This is a genomic window from Aeromonas sp. ASNIH8, from assembly GCF_002919855.1.
In the GTDB taxonomy this organism is placed as follows: Bacteria; Pseudomonadota; Gammaproteobacteria; order Enterobacterales; family Aeromonadaceae; genus Aeromonas; species Aeromonas caviae.
The window spans coordinates 1-886 of record NZ_PQLN01000247.1; the positions used below are offsets into that span (position 1 = coordinate 1).

An 886-nucleotide genomic window follows, 5' to 3' on the forward strand; every position below is an offset into this window, starting at 1 on the left:
CGGGATAGTTGGCTACCGTGGCCACGGCAGATTATCAGAGGGGAGGAGATGCGCCTATCCTCGCGGTCTGCTGCCGCGACTTGTCGATCTTGAGAAATCATCCTAAAACCTCGTATTGGGGTACCACATGGGGTACCACATTTAGCAAACGGTAGGCACATTACTGTATCCACTTACCTGGCCACCGGCAGGTCCTCCCAGCGGGTGGTGTAGCAGGGGCTCAAGTGCTCTTGTCGCATCATCCACTCGGCTGACCCCGTGCCTTGACTGGCAAAGCCTACGCGCCCCAATCCCTTGGCTTTGATCTGGTCCATCACTGCCATCAGCGCATCTGATTGAGTGGAGGACGGGGCAAAGAGATCTGCCTGTTGTTGCCCCTTGGGGGTGAACTCACTCAGCATGACGCCCCCCTTCTGATAACGGTAACCGTCGCGCCAAATCTGCGGTAGCAGCACGTTCACTTGCTGCAGCAGCAACCGGGTATCATCGCTAGGGCAGACCAACCGGACGCCAGCCTGCTCACTGTAGTAAGGGGCTCGTTCGTCAAAGGGGCTGGTTCGCACGAACAGGTGCACCCGCTGGCAACACATTCCCTCGGCCCGCAGCTTCTCGGCTGCGCGAGCCATAAAGCCCGACAACGCCTGGGCCATTTCTCCACGGTCGGTCACGCGCTCACCAAAGGAACGGCTCGAGAGGATCTGCTGCTTCGCCGCCGGTTCAACGGTCAGCTCTGCGCAAGACAGGCCACGCAGCTCCTGTTGCATATTCCGGCCGATCATGAACACCAATTCCGATTCAACGTGAACACCATTTCCGGACCAATGTGAACGCTCATTCCGGTTCAACCTGAACACTTCGCCCCTCCTTTCCGGAAACAGTGTTCAAC

The 886-nt window shown here is 58.1% G+C and carries 1 protein-coding gene; it reads right to left on the minus strand.

The genetic code is table 11. From position 1 onward, the window contains the following. Positions 1–173: 173 nt before the first annotated feature. Positions 174–764: a DUF4113 domain-containing protein gene (locus C3418_RS23725; protein WP_258040183.1), complete on the minus strand. Its 591-nt coding sequence runs from the start codon at positions 762–764 to the stop codon at positions 174–176. Between the last annotated feature and the right edge of the window lie 122 nt (positions 765–886).